The 20,416-nt window shown below is 67.8% G+C and carries 15 protein-coding genes; 11 read left to right on the plus strand and 4 right to left on the minus strand.

Annotated features, from left to right (window positions below; genetic code table 11):
* Position 1: 1 nt before the first annotated feature.
* Positions 2-2,242, minus strand: a complete 2,241-nt coding sequence (locus AC0IZS_RS00455; RefSeq protein ID WP_471633848.1) for a TonB-dependent hemoglobin/transferrin/lactoferrin family receptor — start codon at positions 2,240-2,242, stop codon at positions 2-4.
* A gap of 151 nt (positions 2,243-2,393) precedes the next feature.
* Positions 2,394-3,416, minus strand: a complete 1,023-nt coding sequence (locus AC0IZS_RS00460; RefSeq protein ID WP_471633849.1) for a helix-turn-helix domain-containing protein — start codon at positions 3,414-3,416, stop codon at positions 2,394-2,396.
* A gap of 83 nt (positions 3,417-3,499) precedes the next feature.
* On the opposite strand from AC0IZS_RS00460, the gene AC0IZS_RS00465 reads away from it, so the two are divergent.
* Positions 3,500-5,527 carry a TonB-dependent receptor domain-containing protein gene (locus AC0IZS_RS00465; protein ID WP_471633850.1) on the plus strand — a complete coding sequence of 676 codons (2,028 nt, stop codon included), beginning with the start codon at positions 3,500-3,502 and terminating at the stop codon, positions 5,525-5,527.
* A 69-nt stretch (positions 5,528-5,596) separates the two neighbouring features.
* Here the strand turns inward: AC0IZS_RS00465 and ahpF are convergent, their stop codons facing one another.
* Together ahpF and ahpC are read right to left on the minus strand one after the other, a co-directional pair.
* The gene (ahpF, locus tag AC0IZS_RS00470; RefSeq protein WP_471633851.1) at positions 5,597-7,204 is read right to left on the minus strand and encodes an alkyl hydroperoxide reductase subunit F; all 1,608 of its coding nucleotides are present in this window, start codon (positions 7,202-7,204) and stop codon (positions 5,597-5,599) included.
* A gap of 182 nt (positions 7,205-7,386) precedes the next feature.
* On the minus strand, positions 7,387-7,962 hold the full coding sequence (gene ahpC, locus AC0IZS_RS00475) for an alkyl hydroperoxide reductase subunit C (RefSeq protein ID WP_471633852.1): 576 nt from the start codon (positions 7,960-7,962) through the stop codon (positions 7,387-7,389).
* A 358-nt stretch (positions 7,963-8,320) separates the two neighbouring features.
* Here ahpC and bfr point away from each other — a divergent pair, with 358 nt between their 5' ends.
* The 10 genes from bfr (at position 8,321) to AC0IZS_RS00525 (ending at position 20,335) form a co-directional block, all read left to right on the plus strand.
* On the plus strand, positions 8,321-8,797 hold the full coding sequence (gene bfr / locus AC0IZS_RS00480; RefSeq protein ID WP_471633853.1) for a bacterioferritin: 477 nt from the start codon (positions 8,321-8,323) through the stop codon (positions 8,795-8,797).
* A 489-nt stretch (positions 8,798-9,286) separates the two neighbouring features.
* Complete coding sequence (locus AC0IZS_RS00485) at positions 9,287-11,509, plus strand: TonB-dependent siderophore receptor (protein WP_471633854.1); 2,223 nt, start codon at positions 9,287-9,289, stop codon at positions 11,507-11,509.
* Positions 11,510-11,528: 19 nt separating this feature from the next.
* Complete coding sequence (locus tag AC0IZS_RS00490) at positions 11,529-11,837, plus strand: DUF3649 domain-containing protein (RefSeq protein ID WP_471633855.1); 309 nt, start codon at positions 11,529-11,531, stop codon at positions 11,835-11,837.
* Positions 11,834-13,546: a PepSY-associated TM helix domain-containing protein gene (locus AC0IZS_RS00495; protein WP_471633856.1), complete on the plus strand. Its 1,713-nt coding sequence runs from the start codon at positions 11,834-11,836 to the stop codon at positions 13,544-13,546. Before AC0IZS_RS00490 ends, AC0IZS_RS00495 begins: the two co-directional genes overlap by 4 nt.
* 14 nt (positions 13,547-13,560) lie before the next feature.
* Complete coding sequence (locus AC0IZS_RS00500) at positions 13,561-13,893, plus strand: DUF3325 domain-containing protein (RefSeq protein WP_471633857.1); 333 nt, start codon at positions 13,561-13,563, stop codon at positions 13,891-13,893.
* A 74-nt stretch (positions 13,894-13,967) separates the two neighbouring features.
* Positions 13,968-14,264 carry a hypothetical protein gene (locus tag AC0IZS_RS00505; protein WP_471633858.1) on the plus strand — a complete coding sequence of 99 codons (297 nt, stop codon included), beginning with the start codon at positions 13,968-13,970 and terminating at the stop codon, positions 14,262-14,264.
* A gap of 80 nt (positions 14,265-14,344) precedes the next feature.
* Positions 14,345-16,447, plus strand: a complete 2,103-nt coding sequence (locus AC0IZS_RS00510; protein WP_471633859.1) for a TonB-dependent siderophore receptor — start codon at positions 14,345-14,347, stop codon at positions 16,445-16,447.
* A 222-nt stretch (positions 16,448-16,669) separates the two neighbouring features.
* The gene (locus AC0IZS_RS00515; RefSeq protein ID WP_471633860.1) at positions 16,670-17,854 is read left to right on the plus strand and encodes a PepSY-associated TM helix domain-containing protein; all 1,185 of its coding nucleotides are present in this window, start codon (positions 16,670-16,672) and stop codon (positions 17,852-17,854) included.
* 48 nt (positions 17,855-17,902) lie between these two features.
* Complete coding sequence (locus tag AC0IZS_RS00520) at positions 17,903-18,088, plus strand: hypothetical protein (RefSeq protein ID WP_471633861.1); 186 nt, start codon at positions 17,903-17,905, stop codon at positions 18,086-18,088.
* A gap of 33 nt (positions 18,089-18,121) precedes the next feature.
* The gene (locus tag AC0IZS_RS00525) at positions 18,122-20,335 is read left to right on the plus strand and encodes a TonB-dependent receptor (RefSeq protein WP_471633862.1); all 2,214 of its coding nucleotides are present in this window, start codon (positions 18,122-18,124) and stop codon (positions 20,333-20,335) included.
* Positions 20,336-20,416 lie beyond the last annotated feature (81 nt).

Genomic DNA, 20,416 nt, shown 5'->3' on the forward strand with positions numbered 1-20,416 from the left:
GTCAGAAGTCCGCGACCAGCGAGACGCGCACGGAGCGGCCGGGCTGGCTGTAGGCGTCGATGAAGCTGGCGTTGGCGGCCAGAGCGCGCACGTCGGCCCAGCGCCAGTGCTTCTTGTCGGTCAGGTTGTAGATGCCCGCGTTCAGGCGCAGGTCCTTGCGGATGCGCCACTGGCCCGACAGGTCGAGCACCGTGTACGAAGGCGTGAGGTACTGCGTGCTGCCCGTGGCCACGGTCACGTCGCTGGCCTTCTTGGCGGCGGCGTGCGTCAGGTCCAGGCGGGCCATCCACGCGCTGGTGTCGTAGCGCAGGCCGGCCGTCAGGCGCTGCGGGTCCACGGTGTTGACCGGCTTGCCAGTGGCGGTGTCGCGCCCGCGCGTCTGGCCGTAGGCAAACGGCGTGCTCAGCTGGCCGCCCGCGAAGCTGCCCCAGCGCACGTCGCCCTTGACCTCGAAGCCATTGAGCTTGACGCGGCCGATGTTGACCGACTGGAACACCAGCGGGTTGCCCGGCGCGCCGGTGCCACCCACCTGGCGCAGGTCTTCGATGAAGTCCTTGTAGCGGCCGGTGAAGGCCGCCGCTTCGATGGACAGCGCATCCATGCGGCCGCGCACGCCCAGCTCGAAGTTCTGGCTCTTCTCGGGCTTGAGGTCGCCGTTGGGCACCGTCTTGTAGTTGCTGACCGGGTTCTCGAAGAAGGCGTTGACCTGGCCGGCATTGGGCGCGCGAAAGCCCGCAGCATAGTTGCCGAACACGCTCCAGGCATCGGTGGCGCGGTACAGCACGCCGAGCTTGGGTGAGGTGGCGTTGCCCGACAGCGAGACCGCCTGCGCGCCGAAGCCGCTCTGCTCGGCCTTGATGCGGAAGGTGTCGAAGCGCACGCCGGGCGTCACGCTCCAGGGGCCGCTCATGATCTCGTCCTGCACATACAGGGCGGTGCTGGTCTCGGTGGTGTCGGGAAAGCGCTTGAGCGGGAAGGTCTCGCCCACGGGCGGCGTCACGCCGTCCTGCAGGTTGGTGACCTTGGCGGACGAATGGTCGATGCCGTAGGTGATCTTCTGCACCCAGTTGCCACCCGTGCGCAGCAGCTTGCTGCCCTGCACATTGGCCTGCCAGCTGCGCTCGTCGTAGGTCACGTCGCGCACCCGGTCGGCGGCGGTGCTGCGGTCCTCGAAGGCGTACTCGCGCGAGTGCGCGTCCTGCAAGCTCAGCGTGGCCTTCACGTCGTCGGCAAAGCCGGTGTTCAGGCGCCAGCGGCCCTCCCACGTGGCGCGCGTGCGCTGCATGTCGGTGGACGAGTTGGACGACAGCGTGGAGGTGGCCGCCAGCGGCGGCTTGGAGCGTGCGGTGAGCAGCTCGTAGTCGGAGGTCTTGTCCACATGCTCCAGCGTGAAGGCGTGGCGCTGGCCGCCGCCGGGCGTGAGCACCACCTTGGCCAGCAGCGCGCCGCCCTGGTCCTTCTGCGGGTTGGGCAGGGTGCGGTCGGCGTTGGCCGAGTCGTTGGTGCCCATGTTGTCGAGCTCGCGCGCACGGTTCACGCTGCCACTGACCAGCCACTGCACTGTGTCGTTGGCGCGGCCGGCCACCGTGGCGCCCAGGCGCTTGCCGTGGTCGTCGCCGTCGTAGCCGGCGCTCACCTGGCCGCCCAGGGTCTTGCCGTCCTTGAGGAAGTTCTCGGGGTCCACGGTGATGAAGTTCACCAGGCCGGCCATACCGTCCGAACCGTACAGCGCCGAAGTGGCGCCGCGCACCACCTCGATGCGCTGCAACAGGCCCATGTCCAGGTAGTCGCGGCCGAAGGCGTTGGCGCTGAACACGTAGCTGCGCGGCAGGCGGATGCCGTCCACCATCATCAGCACGCGGTTGCCATCGAGCCCGCGGATGTTGAAGCCCGCGTTCTGCTCGCGGCCGGTGGAGCCGCTGGCCAGCGAGAAGCGCGCCGGCGAGCGCGTGACGGAGACATTGGGCAGCTCGCGCACCGCATCGCGGATGTCGCGCACCTGGCCCTCTTCGAGCGCACGCGAGTTGATCACGTCGATGCTCATCGGCAGCTCGTCGGGGTTCTGCTCGCTGCGCGAACCGCTGATCACCACCTCCTTGAGCGCCGGGCCCGCAGCCACGATCTGCACGGGCGCGCCCGCGGTCTGCGCGTGGGCGCCGGTGAAGGAGGTACACGCCAGGGCGGCCACCAGGGCCAGCGGACGGAGTGCAAAACGGGGGAAGTTGTCGGTCGGGTACGCCACGGGGGAAACCTTCTCTCTGAATCAGGGTTTGGAACAGAGCTGGCTTCGGACGCCGGAAACCCCTGGTATGCGGGGCTGGCAATGGCTGGCTATCGGGGAAATTATATGAGAATAATTATCAATACGAATTGACCTGTCTCTGATGGTGTCCTCACAGCCGCTGGCGCGCCTGCCGCGGCGTAATGCCGAAACAGCGGCGAAACGCCGTCGCGAAGTTGGCCGCGCTGGCATAGCCGGCCAGCGCCGCGGCGCCGGCCACGTCCGCCTCACCGCGCTCCAGCGCCTGGCGCGCGCGCAGCAGGCGGCGCTGGCGCAGGTAGTCCACCACCGAGGTGCCGCCCACCTTGGGGAAATGCCGCTGCAGGTGGGCCGCGCTCATGCCCGCATGGCGCGCGATGGCGGCCAGGGGCATGGCGTCGGCGCCGCCGCTGTCCAGGAAGTCGCGCAGCTCGCGCAGGCGGCGGTGGCTGCGCGCGTCGAGCGCGTCCTGGGCCTCCAGGGCCTTCAGTTCGCCAGCGGTCGCGCCCGGCTGGCGCGCGATCACGTCCAGCGCTTCGACCACGATGTCCAGGCAGCGGCTCTCCAGCCACAGGCGGCGCAGGCCGGGCGCCATCTCGGGCGGGCGGCCGATCTGGTCGGCCAGGGCCATGGCGCGCGCCGAGGGCCGCCATGGCGCCACGGCCAGGTGCTGGCGGCAGAAGGCGCGCACGGCGCCATTGGCCACGCCGTTGGCCTCCAGCCATTCGGGCATCAGCGTGAGCGAGACCTTGCGCTCGGCACGACCGCTCTGCCAATGGCGCGTGAAGCGGTCGGGTTCGGCCAGTGCCACCAGGGCGGCGGCGGTGCGCCCTGCCCCCGGGCCGAGCACGAAGCTGCGCCGCCCGTACGACAACTCGGAACTGCCCTGCACCAGCATGCACAGCTTGAGTCCGGGGTACAGCAGGTTGGAGGTGCGCAGCGTGCACAGGTCCTGCAGCTCGGTGCGGTAGAGCACCAGGCCGGGGCGCAGCTCCAGGGTCTCCATGCTGCCGCGCAGCACCTCGCGCGGTGCCGCCTGCATGCCGCTGACCTGGTAGTCACCGCCCAGCAGGTGCAGGTTGCGCGTGAGCTCGGGCAGCCCGAGGACGGGCATTTCTGGGCACAGCGCAAAGCTTTCTGGGGGAATGTCAAACATGGCGGCGGCCCACGGGGGCGGAAGCGTGAAATGATAAACGGGTTTCATTCTCATTTAGAACATACAACAGATCCGAGGACTGCATGCATTTCCGTACCAACACCCTCCCCCTGGCACTGACCGCGCTGTGCGCCGCCCTCGCCGCTGCCGGGGTCCATGCGCAGGCGGCCGCCGAAGCCCCTGCCACCCCTGCCCTCTCCACCGTCGTGGTCACCGCCTCGGGCAACGAGCAGGAGCTGCGCGAGGCACCGGCCAGCATCTCCGTGATCACCCGCGAGGAGATCGAGCGCCGACCCGTGCAGGAACTGGCCGAACTGCTGGGCACGGTGGAGGGTGTGACGCTCAGCCGCAGCGGCAACCTGGTGCCCGGCGTGCAGCTGCGCGGCCTGGGCTCGGCCTACACGCTGATGCTGATCGACGGCAAGCGCGTGAACGCCACCTCGGCCATGTTCCGCGGCAACGACTACGACACGGGCTGGGTGGCCACCGACGAGATCGAGCGCATCGAGATCGTGCGCGGGCCGATGTCCTCGCTCTACGGTTCGGACGCCATCGGTGGCGTGGTCAACATCATCACGCGCCCCGTGGGAAAAAAATGGCGCGGCTCGGCCCGTGTGGAGACGGTGAGGCAGCAGGACAAGCAGGCCGGCGACAGCCGCCTGGCCGGCTTTTCGCTGGCCGGTCCCATCACCACCGACCTGCTGGGCCTCAAACTCACGGGCGCCTACGACCAGCGCGATGCCGACGGCGCCAACATCAACTCCCTGCCGGCCTCGGGCACGCGCCAGACCGGGCTGCAACACATCCGCAACCGCCTGTTCGGCGCGCAGCTGGCCCTCACGCCCGATACCCGCCAGAGCATCACCGCCGACGTGGACACCAGCCGGCGCGACCACGCGGGCTTTCTGATGGAGCGCGATGCGGTGGCGCTGCGCCACAAGGGGAAATGGGGCTTCGGCAACACCGAGCTGACCTACGCGGCCGACGAGATCCGCAACCTCACCGGCATGGTCACGGGCCAGGTCAACCCCAACAAGGCCCGCACCAGCAACCTGAGCGGCAAGCTCAACCTGCCCGTGGCCTGGGGCAACCAGTTCGTCACGGCGGGCTTCGACGTGCGCCATGAAAAGCTCAACGACCCGGCCAACCTGCGCGGCCTGCCAGGCACGGCGGGCTACAACGCCAGCCCCGAAACCTCCATCGGCCAGTGGGCGCTGTTCGTGGAGGACGAGATCCGCATCAGCGACAAGCTCGCCATCACCCTGGGCAATCGCTTCGACCACCACGAGAACTTCGGCGGCCACAACAGCCCGCGCGCCTACGCGGTCTACCACCTGAGCGATGCCCTCACCGTCAAGGGCGGCGTCTCCCGCGCCTTCCGTGCGCCCACGCTGCTGCAGGGCAGCCCCAACTGGGGATCGGTCTCCTGCGGCAACGCCACCGTGGGCTGCTACATCGTGGGCAGCAATGCCATACAACCCGAAACCGGCACCAGCCAGGAACTGGGCCTGCAGTTCGCCCAGGGCATCCACAGCGGCGGGCTGACGTTCTTCAACACCGACCTGAAGAACATGATCGACATCACCAACCGCACGGCCGACCGCGCGCTGGCGCCGAGCTACGACAACTTCGTCGGCTACCTGCCCGATGGCCGCCCGATCTTCCGCTACCAGAACATCGCTAGCGTGCGCTCGCGCGGGCTCGAAGCCAGCTGGGCGGCGCGCCCCACGGCCGCCTGGAGCCTGCGCGCCAACTACACCATCACCGACGCCAGGAACACCAGCGGCGCCATCGCCCTGCCGCTGACCTACCGGCCGCGCCACGTCGTCAACCTGGGTGCCGACTGGCGCGCCACCGCGCTGTTGACCGTGAGCAGCAGCCTGCGTTACCACAGCGCCCAGTACATCAATGTGCCATCCAACGGCCAGAACAAGGTGGAGAAGGCCGGCTACGCGATTGCCGACCTCAGCGCAGGCTGGCGCATCACCGAGGCGCTCACGCTGCGCGGCGGCATTCTGAACCTGACCAACAGGACTTTCGACCGCACCACCTCGGCCGACTTCAACGAAGACGGTCGCCGCTACTACCTGGCTTTGCACGCCAAGTTTTGACGGCACCGAACGCGCCATGAAAAACGGGAGACCGAGGGCTCCCGTTGATTCATTGAAAGGTACGCAGGTTCATGCAGCCACCGCCTCGGGCACGGCTTCGGCCGTGGCCTTGGCCAGCACCGGCATGCGGATCAGGTGGTCGAAGGCGGCCAGGGCAGCCTTGGAGCCATCGCCTGCAGCGATCACGATCTGCTTGAACGGCACCGTGGTGCAGTCGCCGGCGGCGAATACGCCAGGCAGGTTGGTGCGGCCATGCGAGTCGACGATGACCTCGCCGAACCTGGACAGCTCCACCGTGCCCTTGAGCCATTCGGTGTTGGGCACCAGGCCGATCTGCACGAACACGCCTTCGAGGGCCACCAGGTGCTCTTCGCCCGTGGCGCGGTCCTTGTACTTCAGGCCGTTGACCTTGCCATCGGCGCCGGTGATCTCGGTGGTCTGCGCGTTGGTGTGAATGCTCACGTTGGGCAGGCTCTTGAGCTTGTTCACCAGCACGGCATCGGCCTTGAGCTGGTCGGCAAACTCGACCAGCGTGACATGAGCCACCAGGCCGGCCAAGTCGATGGCGGCCTCGACACCCGAGTTGCCGCCGCCGATCACCGCCGTGCGCTTGCCCTTGAACAGCGGGCCGTCGCAGTGCGGGCAGTAGGCCACGCCCTTGTTCTTGTACTCGGCTTCGCCGGGCACGTTGACGTTGCGCCAGCGCGCGCCGGTGGACAGGATCACCGTCTTGGAATGCAGCGTGGCGCCATTGGCCAGTTGCACGCCGATCAGGCCGCCGGGCTCGCTGGCCGGGATCAGCTTGTCGGCGCGCTGCAGGTTCATGATGTCCACATCGTAGGCGCGGGTGTGGGCTTCCAGCGCGGCGGCGAACTTGGGACCGTCGGTCTCGAGCACCGAGATGTAGTTCTCGATGGCCAGCGTGTCGTTGACCTGGCCGCCAAAGCGCTCGGCCGCCACGCCGGTGCGGATGCCCTTGCGGGCGGCGTACACCGCGGCTGCGGCGCCGGCAGGGCCGCCACCGACGATGAGCACGTCGTACGGCGCCTTGGCCGACAGCTTGGCGGCGTCACGGGCAGCGGCGCCGGTATCGAGCTTGGCGATGATCTCCTCGACCGACATGCGGCCCGAAGCGAAGACCTTGCCATTCATGAACACCATGGGCACGGCCATGATCTCGCGGTCGGCCACTTCCTGCTGGAAGGCACCGCCCTCGACCACCGTGGTCTTAATCTTGGGGTTGAAGATGGACATGAGCGACAGCGCCTGCACCACATCCGGGCAGTTGTGGCAGGTCAGGCTCATGTAGACGTCGAACTCGAAATCGCCGTCGAGCGCGGCGATCTGCTCGATCACCTCGGGTTCGACCTTGGGCGGGTGGCCGCCTGTCCACAGCAGGGCCAGCACCAGCGAGGTGAACTCATGGCCCAGGGGCAGGCCGGCAAAGCGCAGCGAATTCGTGCTGCCCACGCGCTGCAGGCTGAACGAGGGCTTGCGTGCGTCCTGGCCATCGGTGCGCAGGCTGATCTTGTCGCCGCGCAGGGACTGGATGGTGGTCAACAGCTCCAGCATCTCGCGCGAGGTGGGGCTGTCGTCCAGGGAGGCCACCAGTTCGAACGGCTGCGTCACGCGCTCCAGGTAGGCGGCAAGCTGGGTCTTGAGTTGGTCGTCGAGCATGGTGGTGTCCTTTCGAGTTCTGGCTTGTAGGGTGGGGGCCAGGGCCGCTTGTGGCAAGCCCGGGTCCGCAACAGAGCGTAAAAAATGGGCGAAAAAAAGCCGGACGGCATGGCGCACGCACGCCATGACGCTGTCCGGCTGGGGAGCGGCCCTAAGACCGCTCTGCCGATGCAATCAGCCGATCAGATCTTGCCGACCAGGTCCAGCGAAGGAGCCAGGGTCTTGGCGCCGTCGTTCCACTTGGCGGGGCACACTTCACCGGGGTGGGCGGCGGTGTACTGGGCGGCCTTGAGCTTGCGCACGGTTTCCTTGACGTCGCGGGCGATTTCGTTGGAATGCACTTCGGCCGTCTTGATGATGCCGTCAGGGTTGATCACGAAGGTGCCGCGCAGTGCCAGGCCTTCTTCAGCGATGTGTACGCCGAAAGCGTTGGTCAGCTGGTGAGTTGGGTCGCCAACCAGCGGGAACTTGGCCTTGCCCACGGCGGGCGAGGTTTCGTGCCAGACCTTGTGCGAGAAATGCGTGTCGGTGGTGACGATGTAGACCTCGGTACCGGCCTTCTGGAACTCGGGGTAGTTGTCGGCAGCGTCTTCGATTTCGGTGGGGCAGTTGAAGGTGAACGCTGCAGGCATGAAGATCAGCACGGACCACTTGCCCTTGAGATCGGCTTCGGTCAGGTCGACGAACTCGCCCTTGCCATTGCGGTTGACGAAAGCGGTGGTCTTGAAGGGTTGAACTTGCGTGTTGATCAGGGACATTGCTGTTTCCTTAAGGGTGGGTTGAACTGACTACGGAATGAAGTTTAGGCCCTTGGAGGCCATCAATCCAATTAATTGATTTGATTGAATCAATTGCCTGTGACTATACAAAGAAACCCGGCCTTGCGTCTGTTGCGGGTTGAAAGCGGCTGTTTCGGGCGCGCCTGGGCCATGCATGATCATGGTTGCGTTCTGTGAAACGACGGCGAAAAAACGCGGGCAGGCCTGGCGGGGCGCAACAAACGCGAACACAACTCAGCATCACACGCAGCCAATGCGCGAGTACGGGGGCTTGCCTTGCAAGCCGCCCTGTGCCTTACGACAATCAGCGGCGAAACAACATAACAAGGAGTCTCCCATGCAAGGCGACGCACAGGTTATCGGCCATCTGCAGGCCCAGCTCAAGAACGAGCTCACTGCCATCAACCAGTACTTCCTGCACTACCGCATGCTCAAGCACTGGGGCTTCGACAAGCTCGCCAAGAAGGAGTACTCGGAGTCCATCGGCGAGATGAAGCACGCCGACGTGCTCATGGACCGCATCTTCATGCTCGATGGCCTGCCCAACCTGCAGGACCTGGCCAAGCTGCAGGTCGGTGAAGACGTGCCGGAGATCCTGGCCTGCGACCTGAGCTCCGAAAAAGGCGCCCAGGCCACCATCAAGGAAGGCATCGCCCACTGCGAGACCGTGCGCGACTACGTCTCGCGCGACATCCTGCAAAAGATCCTCGACGACACCGAAGAGCACATCGACTTCCTGGAAACCCAGATCGAGCTGATCGCCAAGGTTGGCCTGCAGAACTACCTGCAGTCCCAGATGAGCGAAGAAGACTGAGTTCCCCCCTTCACGAGTCGCCCCGCGAAGACAAGAAGAAGCAGACTCGACCCCAAGAAGAAGACTGACCAGCAGCGCTAAAAAGAACCACCCCACACTTTTCCAGCGGGCCTTCGGGCCCGTTTTTCATTCCCGCCGGGCCGCCATCACCCCAGGATCGACCCCGCACTGTTGTTGCAAACGCACACATTTGAACAACAGGAATGAGAAACGTTCTCAATCAAAAGTAAGATCAGAGGCTTAGCCAGCAGCCTCCGGGTCGCACGCCTGCTCCGCCAGCGCGTGCGCGTCCATCCCTTTCCCTGCCAGCCAACTTGACCTTCGGGACGCCGCCGCGCGCCCCGCGCTGCGCCTGCGCGCGGCCCTTCTCCGTTGGCTGCGCGTCCCTCGTCATGGCGCCGCCCTCCAGCCCCTCCCTGCCTGCACCGCGGACATGGCCGGGTCCTGTGCAGCAGCAACGGCCGACCAACGACACCAGGGAAACCCGACATGCACCGCCGCCGACACCATCTGACGCCCCTTGCCGCCGCCATCCTCACGGCCTGCACGGGCATGGCCCATGCGCAGACCCCTGCGGCCCCCGCCCCCACCGTGCTCAAGGAAGTGGTGGTCACCGACGGCCACGACGCCACCACCGAAGGCACCGGCTCCTACACCACCCGGGCGCCGCTTTCCAGCGCCACCCGGCTGGGCCTGACGCCGCGCGAAACGCCGCAGTCCCTGTCCGTCATCACGCGCGAGCGCATGGAGGAACAGGGCCTGCAGACCCTGTCGGAGACCCTGCAGGCAACTACCGGCGTCTACGTGAGCTACACCGACAGCGAGCGCATCGGCTACAGCGCACGCGGCTACAACATCACCAACTTCCAGGTCGATGGCATGCTGAACACCTTCGGTGGCTCGCTCAAGACCAATGGCGACAATGTGGTCTACGACCGCATCGAGGTGCTGCGCGGTGCCTCCGGCCTGACCGTGGGTGCGGGCGACCCCTCGGCCACCATCAACCAGGTGCGCAAGCGCCCGACCCCGCAGTTCCAGGGCAGCGCTGCCGTGCGCGTGGGCACCTACGGCCTGCGCCGCGGCGAGGTCGACCTGAGCGGGCCGCTGGCCTTCGACGGCAAGATCCGTGGGCGCTTCGTCGCTGCGCAGCAGCAGTCCGACTCGTTCCGGCCGTTCTACGAACAGAAGCTTGATGCCCTGTACGGCATCGTCGAGGCCGATGTGGGCCCCGACACCACCGTGTCCCTGGGCTACGAGCGCCAGAAGTCCGACCCGCGCGGCGCCACCTGGGGCACCGTGCTGTACTGGAACGCCGATGGCTCCGTGGCCAACCTGCCTTACGACCTGAACCTGTCCACCCCCTGGGCCTCGTGGAACATCATCGAGAAGAAGACCACGGCGACGCTGGACCACCGCTTCAACGCCGACTGGCGCCTGCGCGCGGCGCTCACACACAGTGCGCGCGTGCAGGACGGGCACCTGTACTTCGGCTACGGCAACAACCCGCGGCCTGACGGCAGCGGCATCACCGTGGCCTACGGCCGCTTTCCCTCCGACGAGACCATGAACGTGGTCGACCTCAACATGGAAGGCAAGTTCGACGCCTTCGGCCGCCGCCACGACGTCGTCTTCGGCTGGGGCCAGAACAAGCGCACCACGGACAGCCTGCGCGTCACCCTGGGCAGCATGCCGGCCAGCTACAGCCAGATCCCCGACTGGCGCACCTGGACCGGCAACGTGCCGATCTTCCCGACCACCATCGAGCCCGTGCCAACCAGCATCGGCACCATCGAGCAGAAGGCCGGCTACGCCGCCACGCGCCTGCACATCACCGACCCGCTCAAGGTGATCCTGGGCCTGCGCTACGGCGAGTACGAGACCCGCACCCACAACTACGCCGCCACCGGCGCGCTCAGCTCCACCTCGGGCTACCGCAACGACGGCATCTACACGCCCTATGCCGGCGTGCTGTACGACCTGACGCCCGAGTGGACCGCCTACGGCGCCTACACCGACATCTTCCAGCCGCAGAACTTCCGCGACAAGAACAACACCATCCTTGATCCCGTGGTGGGCAAGAGCATCGAGGCCGGCATCAAGGGCGAGTTGTTCGACAAGCGCATGAACGTCTCGGCCGCCATCTTCAAGAGCACCAAGGACAACGTGGCCGAGATCGACGACTCGGTGGCCCCCAACTCGCTGCCCGGCGGCGTGCAGGCCTACCGTGCCGCGGGCAAGGGCAACAAGGTCGATGGCCTGGAATTCGAGGCCTCGGGCCAGATCACGCGCCAGTGGAACCTGTCGGCCGGCTACAGCCACACGCGCTCACGCACCGCGCTCGGCCTGGCCACCAACACCGTGATCCCGCGCAACCTGCTGCGCTTGTTCACCACCTACAAATTCGGCGACGGCCAGCGCTGGACCGTGGGCGGCGGCATCAACTGGCAAAGCAGCTTCTGGAATGCCGCCCAGCGGCCCACGGGCGCGCTCACTGCCACCGGAGCGCCCGTCACCATTGCTTCGCGCATCGACCAGGGTGCCGTGGTCATCGGCAGCCTGATGGCCAGCTACCGCATCAACGACCACCTCACCGCCAGCGTGAACGTCAACAACCTGCTCAACAAGCACTACTACAACCGCGTGGGCTTCTACAACGGCGTGCACTGGTCCGACCCGCGCACCGCCTCGTTCACGCTGCGCGGCACGTTCTGAGCCAGGGGAGCCCCGGCCAATGAAAGCCACCCAACCGGCCTGGCGCTACCGCCTGGCCATCGCCTCGCGCGCCCTGGCCGCCACGGCGGGCGGGTACGCGCTGGCTGCGGCCTTCACTGCCGCGCTGTCCCTCGCCCTGGCCCTGGCCCTGCCGCGCGTCGAAGCCGTGCTCACCGCCACCATGCTGGCCTGGCTGGTCTATGCGGGCGCCGCAGGCTGGGCCTTCTACGCGCGCACGGCCTGGGGCGCCTGGGGCGGCACCCTGCTGCCCGCGCTGGTGCTGGGCGCCAGTGCCATGGCGCCGCGCTGGCTGGAGACACTGCAATGACCGATACCACCACCCCTGCCTCCCCCGCACCGCGCGCAGCGCGCGAACCGGCGCGCGAAGGCTTTCGCCAGGCCATGTCCTGGCTGCACACCTGGGCCGGTCTCGTCCTGGGCTGGCTGCTGTTCGCGATCTTCCTCACGGGCACGCTGTCGTTCTTCAAGACCGAGATCAACCTGTGGATGCGGCCCGAGCTGCATGGCATGCCGCAGCCCACGCGCGATGTGGCCGAGCGTGCCGTGGCGGCGATGAACCAGAAGGTGCCCAACGTCACCCAGTGGATCATGCGCATGCCCGACGAGCGCCAGAACGCCATCACGCTGCTGTGGCGCGACACGGGCAATGGCCGCTTCGAGACCCTGCTCATGAACCCGCAGACCGGCGAGACGGTGGACGCGCGCAAGACCATGGGCGGCGAGTTCTTCTACCGCTTCCACTTCGAGCTGCGCACCGCGCAGAAGGGCCGCTGGGCCATCGAGGGCCGCTGGGTGGTGGGCGTGGCCACCATGCTGATGTTCATCGCCCTGCTCACGGGCGTGGTCACGCACCGGCGCATCTTCAAGGACTTCTTCACCTTCCGCCCCACCAAGGGCGGGCAGCGCGCCTGGCTCGATGCGCACAACGTCACCGGCGTGCTGGTGCTGCCGTTCTACCTGATGATCACCTTCAGCGGGCTGATGATCTTCCACACGCTGTACATGCCCTCGGGCATCGCTGCGGCCTACCAGGGCCCCAAGGGCGTGGAGTCGCAGACCTACTTTGCCGACCTGCAGGGCGAAAAACCCGAGCGCCGCGTGCGCCGCAACCCCGGCGACAAGGTGGAGCCGCTGCCCACAGCCATGCCGCTTGCCACCATCCTGGAAACCGCGCGCCAGCGCTGGGAGGGCGGGCGCATCGGGGGCATCCAGGCGCGGCGCGACGCACAGGGCACGCCGGTGGTGGAGGTCACGCGCCACGAAGGCGACCGCCTGCAGTACCGGCCCGAGCGCATGCTGTTCCACGGCACCACCGGCGCCGTGCTGGAACAGACCGACGCCACCACGCCCGCCGCCGTGACCTATGGCGTGCTCTATGGCCTGCACCTGGGGCGCTTTGCCGGCCCGGGCATGCGCTGGGTGCTGGTGGGCTTCGGCCTGCTGGGCAGCCTGATGATCGCCACCGGCATGGTGCTGTGGTCGGTCAAGCGCAGCGCGCAGGACCAGCGCAAGGGCAGCGCTGCAGCCGATGGGCCGCTGCGCCTGCCATTCGGCCAGCGCCTGGTGGCCAGCCTCAACATCGCCTCGCTGGCCGGCCTGCCTCTGGCCTGCGCCGTGTACATGGCGTCCAACCGGCTGATCCCGCTCAATGCCCCGGAGCGGCCCGATACCGAGCTGTCGTACTTCTTCGGCGCCTGGGGCGTGGCCCTGCTCTGGGGCGTGCTGTTCCCCAACCGCCGCGGCTGGTCAGTGGTGCTGGCCCTGGCCGGCGCCGCCTGGGCATCGCTGCCGGTGCTCAACGCGCTGACCACCGCCACGCACCTGGGGGTCAGCCTGCCGGCGGGCGACTGGCTGTGGGCGGGGATGGACCTCACGTTCCTGGCCACCGGTGTGCTGCTGGGTTGGCTGGCCTGGCGCCTGCGCCCGGGCCGGCCCTTGCCGAACAAGGCCACGCGCAGCCCCGCAGCGACCGCAGCGATGGCCGCGCCCGATGCCCAGCCAGCCGCCCCGGCCTGAAGGAGCCATTCGCCATGTCCGCCTTTTTCCTCTGCTTTGCCGCCTGGTCCGCCATTGCCCTGGGCATGGACCGCCACCACGAAGATGCCCTGGGGCGAGAGGCGGCTGCACCGCGCCTGGCGCAACTGCGCCGCGCAGGCTGGCTGCTGCTGGCCCTGTCGCTGTGGCTGGCCGCGCGGCCCCACGCGGGCGTGCCGGCATCGCTCGGGGTGACGGCCTGGACCATCGCCCTCTCGGTCGCGGCCGTGGCCGTCACGGCGGTGATGACGTGGCAGCCGCGCCACGCGCCCCGCTTGGCGGGCGTGGCGCTGGCCGCTGGCCTGGCCGCCTGGGCTGCCGGGTGGTGACGCGCCAGCCGGCTTGTACCCCCATGGCGCACCCACCTCCACCCCGCTCTTTGACCTTCACTCCAGGATGTCCGATGCGTCCTTTTTCCACCACCACCCTGACCCCGCTGGCCGCCGCACTGTTGGCAGTGCTCCATGGCCACGTGAGCCTGGGCGCCGGCGTGCGCCACGCAGGCGCCATGGAACTCAACCGTCTGCCCACGCCCTCGTACACCGTGTTCGACGCCGCCCTGCGCTACCAGGTGGACAAGTGGCGCTTCGCGCTCAACGTGAAGAACCTGACCGACAAGACCTACCTGGCCTCGTGCAGCTTCGCCTGCTTCCATGGCGAAGAGCGCAACGTCACGCTGTCGGCCCGCTACACCTGGTAAGGCGGCGCCACCCCATTCCCTCTCTCCCTCCCTTCGTCCACACCATGCACCCCTCGATCCTCCCCCCACCCCGTTTTCCCTTGACCACCCTGGCCCTGCTGGCCGCCTGCAGCTGCCTGGTGGCCACGACGGCCGCCCATGCACAGGATGCGGCCCTGCCCGAAGTGAAGGTCACCAACAGCGCCGACACCCCGGCCACCGAAGGCACGGGCCAGTACACGGCCCGCCAGGTCAGCGTGGGCAAGATAGACCAGGCGCCGCGCGAGATCCCGCAGTCCATCAGCGTCATCACGCGCCAGCAACTCGACGACCGCAACGTCACCAAGGTGGAGGACGCCGTCAAGTTCAGCACCGGCATCACCGTGACCCGCTTCGACGGTGCCGGCAACTACAACACCTTCCAGTCGCGCGGCTTCGACTTGGGCGCCCTGCAGCTCGATGGCGTGCCCATCCCGCAGGGCAACTACAGCACGCTGGACACCGCCATGTACGACCGCATCGAGGTGCTGCGCGGCCCCGCCGGCCTGCTGCAGGGCGGCAGCGAGCCGGGCGGCACGGTGAACCTGGTGCGCAAGCGCGCGCCCGGCAAGCTCATGATCAATGCCGACGCGGCCGTGGGCTCCTTCGGCCTGCGCCGCGGCACGGTGGACGTGGGCGGCGCGCTCAACACGAGCGGCAGCGTGCGCGCCCGCGCCGTGGCCGTGGCCGAAGACCGCGACAGCCATGTCGACACCCTGTTCAACAACAAGCGCCTGGGCTACGGCACGCTGGAATGGGACATCGCGCCGTCCACCACGCTGTCCATCGGCGGCGCGCAGCAGCGCGTGCGCTCCTCCATCGACCAGGGCCTGCCGACCTATGCCGATGGCCGCCTGGCCGCGCTGCCGCGCAGCGCCTTCTCGGGCTTGGCCTCCAACCGCCAGGACCTGGAGACCACCGACCTGTTTGCCGAACTGGAGCACCGCCTTTCGGGTGGCGGCACGGTGCGCCTGTCGGCCCGCGATGTGGACCGCACCGCCTTCTACAGCGCCGCACGCGCCAACAGCGCCCTCGCCCCCAATGGCAACTTCACCATGGAAATGGTGGACGGCCTGACCCACGTGAAGACGCGCAACTACGACCTGTTCGCCAGCCTGCCAGTCGACGTGGCAGGCCGCAGTCACCGCCTGCTGGTGGGCGCCAGCCGCAGCGAGAACAAGAGCTACGACAACAACTTCGTCTACGGCACCCCAACCCAGGCCAACCTGCTCGCGCCCAACTACAACGCGCCCTACCCGGCGCTCGTGCTGCCTGGCTACACGGCCATCACCACGCGCACCGAGAACGCGCTGTACGGCCAGGCGCAGGTCAGCGTGGCGGACTCCGTCAAGGTTCTGGCCGGCGGGCGCCTGAGCTGGGCCGATTCGGTGACGCGCAGCACCGCCACGGGTGCCGCCACGAGCACGGTCGACCCGGGGCGCCAGTTCGTGCCGTCGGTGGCAGTGCTGTACGACTTCCACCCACAGTACACGGCCTATGCGGGCTACTCCGAGACCTTCGTGGTGCAAAGCCAGCTCGACATCGACAAACAGCTGCTCAATCCCCGCACCGGCAAGCAGGTGGAAGTGGGCGTGAAGGGCGAGTTCCTGGACAAGCGCCTGCAGGCGCATGCCGCCATTTTCCGCATCATCGACGAGGACCGCGCCATCGCCGACTCCAGGCTGGCCGGTGCCTTCTTCGCCGGCGGCAAGGTGCGTTCGCAAGGCTTCGAGGCCGAAGTGAGCGGGCAGGTGCAGCCCGGCTGGGATGTGCTGGCCGGCTACGCCTTCAACGACACGCTCTACCTGCGCGCGCCCGTGGCGCAGCAGGGCCAGGTGTTCAGCCCCGTGACGCCGCGCCACAGTGTGAACCTGTTCACACGCTATGCATTCACCTCGCCCGCATTGCGCGGCTTCAGCATCGGCGGCGGCATCTCCTACCGCAGCGACTTCTTCGCGCAGAGCGGCACGCTGCGCATCACCTCGGGCGACTACGTGCTGGCCAGCGCCCAGGTGGGCTACCAGATCAATGACCAGTTGGCGCTGAACCTCTCGGTGGACAACCTGTTCGACAAGACCTACTACGAGAAGGTCTCGGGCATCGCGCGCCAGAACTTCTACGGCGAGCCACGCCGCGTGACGCTGGCACTCAAGGCGCGCTACTGAGCGCGCGGCAGCCCCAGGCCCCTTGCATGGCCCGGTTCGCCCAAGGCGCACCGGGCCTTTTTTGCCATCAAAACAACAACGCAAAAATAACGCAAAAGCAAATCATTCTTACTTGCATCGTAAAATCAGCATGCAAGCCCCCTCGGCACGCCGCTGCGGGGGCTTCTTCCATCGCCCTGTTTCCACGTTTCCAAGCTTTTCCGGCCCAAGAAACCCTGCACCATGCTGTCACCCACCGCCATCCGCCGCTGGTCCTGGACCCACAAGTGGTCCAGCCTCATCTGCACGGTCTTCATGCTGCTGCTGTGCCTCACGGGCCTGCCGCTGATCTTCCACCACGAAATCGGCCATCTGCTGGGCACCGAGGTCGAGGCGCCCGCCATGCCCGAAGGCACGCCGCGCGCCAGCCTCGATACCGTGATCGCCGCCGCCCGGGCCGTGCATCCCGAGCGCATGGTGCAGTTCGTCTCGCAGGCCGAGGACGATGACAAGGTCTGGTTCGTCACGCTCACGCACACGCCCGACCCGACCGAGGACTTCAAGTCCGTCGCGGTCGATGCGCGCACGGCCAAGGTGCTGTCCGACATTCCCACCAACCAGGGCTTCATGAACCTGATGTTCCGCCTGCACGTGGACCTGTTCGCGGGCCTGCCGGGCAAGCTGTTCCTCGGTTTCATGGGCCTGTTGCTGCTGGTGGCCATCGTCACGGGCGTGGTGCTGTACGCGCCCTTCATGCGCAAGCTGCAGTTCGGCGACGTGCGGCGTGACCGCTCCACGCGCGTGAAGTGGCTGGACCTGCACAACCTCTTGGGCATCGTCACCCTGGTCTGGGCGCTGGTGGTGGGCGCCACGGGCATGATCAACACCTGGGCCGACCTGATGATCAAGTACTGGCAGTACGACCAACTGTCCACCCTGCTGGCGCCCTACAAGGGCAAGCCCGTGATCGCCATGGCAGAGCGCGGCCCGCTGCAGCAGGCGGTGGAGGTGTCACGCGCGCATGCGCCGGGCACCAAGCTGTCGTTCATCGCCTTCCCGGGCACCTCGTTCTCCAGCCCGCACCACAACACCGTCTTCGTGCGCGGTGCCGAGCCGCTCACCTCGCGCCTGCTGCAGCCGATCCTGGTCGATGCCCACAGCGGCCAGATCACGGCCGCGCCGCAGCTGCCCTGGTACCTCACGGCGCTGCTGGTGTCGCAGCCGCTGCACTTCGGCGACTACGGCGGCATGCCGATGAAGATCCTCTGGGCGCTGCTGGACATCGCCACCATCGTGGTGCTGGGCAGCGGCCTGTACCTGTGGCTGCGCCGCCGGGCGCCGGCCTCGGCTGCCGCCCCTGCAGCTCCCACCGGCCTGCCCGCCAGCGCCACGGCCTCCCTGGCCGCCAACCCGGAGCGCACCGCATGACCAAGAGCGCACCCACATCCTTTCGCACCCTTCTGGGGCTGGCCCATCGTGCTCGGGCTGCTCACGGCCAGCGGCCTGGCCACCGCCCTCATCTCGGACGCCTGGGGCGACTGGTGGTCCTGGGTCGGGCTGGGCGTGCCCGTGGCCGTGATGGCCTGGTTCGCCTGGCGGCCCGCTGCGGCTGCGGCCCCTGCAGATTCGAACCCCAGCGATGACCCTGCCACCCCTTTCTGACATCGACCTCACCGTCCACTTTTCCTGACCACCATGCACCACACCCATCGCCCTCCCCTGTTGGCACACACGCCCGCGGCCCTGGCCGCCGCCCTGCTGTGCGCGTTTGCCCTGCCGGCCGCCGCCATCGCGCAGACCGCTGCCGGCAGCGACAAGACGCTCTCCACCGTCACCGTGAACGCCAGCGCCGATGCCTCGGCGCAGGGCCTGTCGCCTGCCTATGCGGGCGGCCAGGTGGCGCGCGGCGGCCGCGTGGGCATCCTGGGTACGCGCGACGCGATGGAAACGCCGTTCTCCACCATCAGCTACACCAACGAACTGATCCAGGACCGCCACGCCCGCAGCGTGGGCGACGTGCTGCAGAACGACCCCACCGTGCGCGTGGCACGCGGCTTCGGCAACTTCCAGGAGTCGTATTTCATCCGCGGCTTCATCCTGGGCTCGGACGACACGGCTTACAACGGCCTGTACGGCCTGCTGCCACGCCAGTACATCGCCACCGAACTGTTCGAGCGCGTGGAAGTGCTGCGCGGCGCATCGTCCTTCCTCAACGGTGCCAACCCCGGTGGCGGCGGCCTGGGCGGCGCCATCAACCTGCTGCCCAAGCGCGCACCCAATGAGCCTTTGAGTCGGGTCAGCGTGGGCGTGGGCAGCGGCGGCCACAGCGACGTGGCGGCCGACATCGCGCGGCGCTTCGGCCCCGATGGCAACACCGGCATCCGCGTCAACGTGGCCTCGCACAACGGCGGTACCGCCGTCGACGACGAGAAGGCCAAGCTCGGCCTGGCCGCCGTGGGACTGGACTGGCGCAGCCGCGACGTGCGCCTGTCGGGCGACATCGGCTGGCAGGACCACAAGCTCAACCGCACGCGCACCAATGTCACGCTGGGCGCCACGGCGACCGCCGTGCCCACGGCACCCGACGGCAACTCCAACTTCGCACAGCCCTGGGCCTTCTCCAACGAGCGCGACACCTTTGGCACGCTGCGCGGCGAGTGGGACATCAACCAGAGCATCACGGCCTGGGCCGCGGCCGGTGCGCGCAGCGGCACGGAGTCGAACTCGCTGGCCAACCTCTCGGTGGCCAATGCGGCCACGGGCGCAGGCACGACCTACCGCTTCGACAACAACCGCAAGGACAACGTGAACACCGGCGAGCTGGGACTGCGCGGCAAGCTGCAGACCGGCAGCGTGGGCCACGAATGGGTGCTCGCGGCGTCCACGTTCAGCCTGGACAAGAAGAACGCCTATGTCATGGACTTCGGCAATACCCAGGCCACCAACCTCTACAACCCGTTGTACACCGCCACGCCGGCCTACAGCGCCACGGCGCTGCGCGGTGGGGTGATGGACAACCCGCTGACCACGGGCCGCATCAAACTGAGCAGCGTGGCGCTGGGCGACACGCTGTCCATGCTGGACAAGCGCCTGCTCGTGACGCTGGGCCTGCGCCACCAGAAGTTCGACATCGCCAACTTCGCCTATGGCACCGGCGCGCAGACCGACCGCTACGACCAAAGCCGCACCAGCCCCCTGCTCGGCGCCCTGTACAAGCTGGACAAGAGCCTGTCGGTGTACGCCAACTATGCCGAAGGCCTGAGCCAGGGCGAGACCGCGCCCTCCACCGCAGCCAACCGGGGCACCATGCTGGCCCCCTATGTCTCCAAGCAAAAGGAAATCGGCGTGAAATACGACGGCGGCCGCGTGGGCGGCAGCCTGGCGCTGTTCTCCACCGACAAGCCACGCTCCGTGGTCGATGCCGCCGGCATCTTCGGCTCCAATGGCAAGGACCGCCACCAGGGCCTGGAGCTGGCCGTGCAGGGCGAGGCCGTGAGCGGCCTGCGCGTGCTCGGCGGTGCCACCTGGCTCGAAGCCAAGCAGCAGCGCACCGGCTCGGCCCTCACCGAAGGCCAGCGCGTGATCGGCGTGCCCAAGCTGCAGGCCAACCTGGGGCTGGAATGGGATGTACCCGGCGTGCGCGGCCTGGCCCTGGACGGCCGCCTGGTGCACACCGGATCGAGCTACGCCAACGCCACCAACACCCTTCGCGTGGCCGGCTGGAACCGCCTGGACCTGGGCGCCCGCTACCTGACCGAGATGGGCGGCAAGCTGGTCACACTGCGCGCGCGCATCGACAACGCGACCAACAAGAACCACTGGGCCTCGGTGGGCGGCTACCCCGGCTCGGGTTACCTGGTGGTCGGTGCCCCGCGCGCCTTCACCCTGAGCGCCAGCGTCGACTTCTGACGCCGGCCTTGCGGCCATCGGGCGACCTGCGGACTGCTGCGCAGATGGCCCGGTGGTTCGTGCGAATTTCTCCAGCCACCG

This window comes from Acidovorax sp. AC410 (assembly GCF_979253235.1).

What these genes read in the sequence shown, in the direction of transcription:
- AC0IZS_RS00460 (WP_471633849.1), bottom strand. Translation starts at nt 3,416, where the DNA reads ATGTTTGACATTCCCCCAGAAAGCTTTGCGCTGTGCCCAGAAATGCCC.
- AC0IZS_RS00465 (WP_471633850.1), top strand. Translation starts at nt 3,500, where the DNA reads ATGCATTTCCGTACCAACACCCTCCCCCTGGCACTGACCGCGCTGTGC.
- ahpF (WP_471633851.1), bottom strand. Translation starts at nt 7,204, where the DNA reads ATGCTCGACGACCAACTCAAGACCCAGCTTGCCGCCTACCTGGAGCGC.
- ahpC (WP_471633852.1), bottom strand. Translation starts at nt 7,962, where the DNA reads ATGTCCCTGATCAACACGCAAGTTCAACCCTTCAAGACCACCGCTTTC.
- bfr (WP_471633853.1), top strand. Translation starts at nt 8,321, where the DNA reads ATGCAAGGCGACGCACAGGTTATCGGCCATCTGCAGGCCCAGCTCAAG.
- AC0IZS_RS00485 (WP_471633854.1), top strand. Translation starts at nt 9,287, where the DNA reads ATGCACCGCCGCCGACACCATCTGACGCCCCTTGCCGCCGCCATCCTC.
- AC0IZS_RS00490 (WP_471633855.1), top strand. Translation starts at nt 11,529, where the DNA reads ATGAAAGCCACCCAACCGGCCTGGCGCTACCGCCTGGCCATCGCCTCG.
- AC0IZS_RS00495 (WP_471633856.1), top strand. Translation starts at nt 11,834, where the DNA reads ATGACCGATACCACCACCCCTGCCTCCCCCGCACCGCGCGCAGCGCGC.
- AC0IZS_RS00500 (WP_471633857.1), top strand. Translation starts at nt 13,561, where the DNA reads ATGTCCGCCTTTTTCCTCTGCTTTGCCGCCTGGTCCGCCATTGCCCTG.
- AC0IZS_RS00505 (WP_471633858.1), top strand. Translation starts at nt 13,968, where the DNA reads ATGCGTCCTTTTTCCACCACCACCCTGACCCCGCTGGCCGCCGCACTG.
- AC0IZS_RS00515 (WP_471633860.1), top strand. Translation starts at nt 16,670, where the DNA reads ATGCTGTCACCCACCGCCATCCGCCGCTGGTCCTGGACCCACAAGTGG.
- AC0IZS_RS00525 (WP_471633862.1), top strand. Translation starts at nt 18,122, where the DNA reads ATGCACCACACCCATCGCCCTCCCCTGTTGGCACACACGCCCGCGGCC.